Genomic DNA, 3,794 nt, shown 5'->3' on the forward strand with positions numbered 1-3,794 from the left:
CGCCCGCGCGGGGATGCGCGCGTCGGGACCCGGCACCGGAGGCGGCGCGGGTGAGCGGCCGTCATGGCGCTCTGACCCTGTCCTGGCCCGCCGCCTCCGGGGAGTGCGCGACGGCGGAAGTGGTCCTGCGCCGCGACCGCAGGAGGGTGCTGGTCTGGGTGCACGAGGGCCCGGCGGCAGGTGGGCGCGAGGGCGCGGAGTCAGGTGGGCGCGAGGGCGCGGAGGAGAGCGAGCGGGAGGCCGCTCGGATCCTGCCCGTGCGCGTCGAGCACGGCGAGGCGTCGCTCCGGATCCGGCTGCGTGAGCGCGGGGCGGGCCCGGCGAGCGGCGGCAGGTGGTACGTCCCGGTGGACGGGCGCACCGGCCGCCGCATCCCGGAGCCGCCCCGTGTACGGCCCGCGTAGGGCCGGACGGGGCGCCTCGGCGAATGGGAGGCCAAGAATGCGTATGGGCAGTTCGCGTAGTTCGTGCGGTATGCCCCTTTACCGGGGTTGCCCGGCTACCGTCGAACCCGTGGACAGGCGCGTCGAGTGCCCTCGGCCGCTCCATCCGACCCGAAGGGTTCTGCCATGCCGTTCATCACCACGACCGATGGCACCGACATCTTCTACAAAGATTGGGGCGCCGGGCAGCCGGTCGTCTTCAGCCACGGCTGGCCGCTGAATGCCGACGCCTGGGACGACCAGCTCCTCCTGGTCGCCTCCAACGGCTTCCGCGGCATCGCCCACGACCGGCGCGGGCACGGGCGGTCCACGCAGACGTGGGACGGCAACCACATGGACACCTACGCCGACGACCTGGCCCAGCTGATCGAGCGGCTGGACCTGCGCGACGTGATCCTGGTCGGCCACTCGACGGGCGGCGGCGAGGTCGCCCGCTACATCGGCCGCCACGGCACGTCCCGGGTGGCCAAGGCCGTACTGCTGGGCGCGGTGCCGCCGCTCATGCTCAAGACGGACGCCAACCCCGACGGCCTCCCGATCAGCGTCTTCGACGACATCCGGGCCGGCGTGCTGGCGGACCGCTCGCAGTTCTACCAGGACCTCAGCGGCCCCTTCTACGGCGCCAACCGGGACGGCTCGGCCGTTTCGCAGGGGGTTCGTGACGCGTTCTGGCTGATGAGCATGGCATGCGGGCTCAAGCCCGCCTACGCCTGCATCGAGCAGTTCTCCGCGACGGACTTCACCGAGAACCTGCTCCGCATCGACGTGCCGACGCTGATCGCGCACGGCGACGACGACCAGATCGTGCCCATCGGCGCCTCCGCGCTGAAGACGGCCGAGCTGGTCAAGGACGCCACCCTCAAGGTCTATCCGGGCGCTCCGCACGGCCTCGTCGGGTCGTTCAAGGACGCCTTCAACGCCGACCTGCTGGCCTTCGTCAGGTCCTGACCCCGCGCGCCACCCGCCACCCGCACCGCCGACGCGCGGCGCGGAAGCGGTGGGGCGCGGCCACGACGCCCGTCAGCGCCGCTGGGTGGCCCACTGGCGGATCTTGTCGATGCGCTCCTGGATCTGCTCGGCGGTGGCCTGGGCGATCGGCGGCCCGCCGCAGGCGCGCCGCAGCTCCGAGTGGATGACGCCGTGGGGCTGGCCGGTGCGATGGTTCCAGGCGCCGACGAGGCCGTTGAGCTCGCGGCGCAGCTCGGCCATCCGCTCGTGCGGCGCGAGCCGCTCCTCGGCGGGCTCTCGCGGCTGCTTGCGTCTGGCCGCCTGCTGGTCCGACTGCCGCTTGCGCAGCAGGGTGGCGACCTGGTCGGGCTCCAGCAGCCCCGGCAGGCCGATGAAGTCCTCCTCCTCAGCCGAGCCCACCTCCGCGCCGGTGCCGAACTCGCCGCCGTCGTACAGGACCCGGTCGAACGTCGCCGTCGTCTCCATGGTCTCGAACGGCAGCTCGTCGCCGAGGACGTCGGGGCTGTCCTGCTTGCGGTTGGCCTGCTCCAGCAGGCTGTCGTCAAGCCCGTCCTCGGGCGGCCTGCGGTTGAGGACGTGGTCGCGCTCCACCTCCATCTCGTTGGCCAGGCCCATGAGGGTCGGCACCGAGGGGAGGAAGACCGAGGCCATCTCGCCGCGCTTGCGTGCGCGCACGAAACGGCCGACGGCCTGCGCGAAGAAGAGCGGGGTCGAGGTGGAGGTGGCGTAGACGCCGACGCACAGCCGGGGGATGTCGACGCCCTCCGACACCATGCGGACCGCGACCAGCCAGCGGTCCTCGGAGGCGGAGAACGCCTTGATCTTCTTGGACGCGCCCGGATCGTCGGACAGCACGACCGTGGCGCCCTCGCCGGTGATGTTGCGCAGGTGGCGGGCGTAGGCGCGGGCCGCCTCGTGGTCGGTGGCGATGACCAGGCCACCGGCGTCGGGCACGCCGCGCCGCACCTCGGTCAGGCGGCGGTCGGCGGCCTGCATGACCTGGCGGATCCAGTCGCCCTTGGGGTCGAGCGCGGCGCGCCAGGCCTGGGAGAGCTGGTCCTTGGTGAGCGGGGTGCCGAGCGTGGCGGCGATCTCGTCACCGGCGCGGGTGCGCCACTTCATCTCGCCGGAGTAGGCCAGGAAGATGACGGGCCGGACCACGCCGTCGTCGAGCGCGGGGCCGTAGCCGTAGGAGTAGTCGGCGACGCTCCGCTTGAAGCCCTCGGCGTCCTCCTGGTAGCCGACGAACGGGATCGGGTTGTCGTCGGACCTGAACGGCGTGCCGGTGAGCTGGAGCCTTCGGGTGGCCGGCTCGAACGCCTCGCGGATGCCGTCACCCCACGACTTGGCGTCGCCCGCGTGGTGGATCTCGTCGAAGACGACCAGCGTCCGGCGGGCCTCGGTGCGCGCCCGGTGCAGGGCCGGGTGCATGGCGACCTGGGCGTAGGTCACGGCGACGCCGATGTAGTCGCGCGAGGTGGTGCCCTGGCTGTTCTTGAACTCGGGGTCGATGCCGATGCCGACCCGCCCGGCGGCGTCGGCCCACTGGCGCTTGAGGTGCTCGGTGGGGGTGACGACGGTGATCGACCGGATCACCCCTCTGGCGAGCAGGTCGCTGGCGATGCGCAGGGCGTAGGTCGTCTTGCCCGCGCCCGGGGTCGCCACGGTGAGGAAGTCGCGGGGCTCGCGCCCGGTGTAGAGGTCGAACGCCTCCTGCTGCCACGCCCGGAGTTTGGGGGCGGTGCCCCAGGCGGCGCGGTCGGGATAGGAGGGCGACAGGTGGGATGCGGCGAAGGTGCTCACCGCATCACCTCTGGGGTTCGTGTGCTTCGCTCTCTCACAGTGACCCAAGGGTAATCGGGGACACCGACAAGACGTGCCGTGCACCGTGGATCCTGGCCAAGGTCATCCTTGCGTGCTATGGGGTGTCAGGTGGCTTATCGCACGGTCGACATCAGCGCGTCCAGCGCCTGTCTACGTGCGGGTTCCTCCGGTTGGAGCAGGCCGACGACGAGTACGGCGCCGCGGTCGCGGGTGAGCAGGATCACGCGGAGGTAGGCGGGGCGGTTCACCACGTCCTGGTATTCGGCCCGCAGGGCGCGGGTGTGGCCCTGGGCGAACGGCCTGTCCTCCACGACCGCGACCCGGTCGCCCTTGAGGAGCAGCCTGGAGTACAGCTCGGCCGCCTCCAGCGCGGCCCGCCGCGCGTCGCGCACGGCGCCCGGGAGCGGCCTGGCCATGACCAGCGCCCCGTCGCCGTCCCTGGTCACCGAGGTGAACCCCGTGACCGGCGGCACCGCTCCCGCTCGCCATCCGGCGGGCAGCGGGATCGTCACCCCTGCCCGCGCGTCGTGCAGCCGCCCGGTCTCGGGGCGCGGCGCG

The 3,794-nt window shown here is 72.6% G+C and carries 4 protein-coding genes; 2 read left to right on the top strand and 2 right to left on the bottom strand.

Annotated features, from left to right (window positions below; genetic code table 11):
- Nucleotides 1-404: hypothetical protein (locus DQW85_RS26180; RefSeq protein WP_205315418.1), on the top strand; the 404-nt coding region annotated here is incomplete at its 5' end.
- A 165-nt stretch (nt 405-569) separates the two neighbouring features.
- On the top strand, nt 570-1,391 hold the full coding sequence (locus DQW85_RS26185) for an alpha/beta fold hydrolase (protein ID WP_113702605.1): 822 nt from the start codon (nt 570-572) through the stop codon (nt 1,389-1,391).
- A 72-nt stretch (nt 1,392-1,463) separates the two neighbouring features.
- Here DQW85_RS26185 and DQW85_RS26190 read toward each other — a convergent pair whose 3' ends face one another.
- Together DQW85_RS26190 and DQW85_RS26195 are read right to left on the bottom strand one after the other, a co-directional pair.
- Nucleotides 1,464-3,215, bottom strand: a complete 1,752-nt coding sequence (locus DQW85_RS26190) for a DEAD/DEAH box helicase (RefSeq protein ID WP_113702606.1) — start codon at nt 3,213-3,215, stop codon at nt 1,464-1,466.
- Between the two features lie 134 nt (nt 3,216-3,349).
- On the bottom strand, nt 3,350-3,794 hold a 445-nt coding region (locus DQW85_RS26195), incomplete at its 5' end, for a hypothetical protein (RefSeq protein ID WP_162795389.1).

Source organism: Nonomuraea lactucae, assembly GCF_003313395.1.
GTDB lineage: Bacteria > Actinomycetota > Actinomycetes > Streptosporangiales > Streptosporangiaceae > Nonomuraea > Nonomuraea lactucae.

What these genes read in the sequence shown, in the direction of transcription:
- DQW85_RS26185 (WP_113702605.1), top strand. Translation starts at nt 570, where the DNA reads ATGCCGTTCATCACCACGACCGATGGCACCGACATCTTCTACAAAGAT.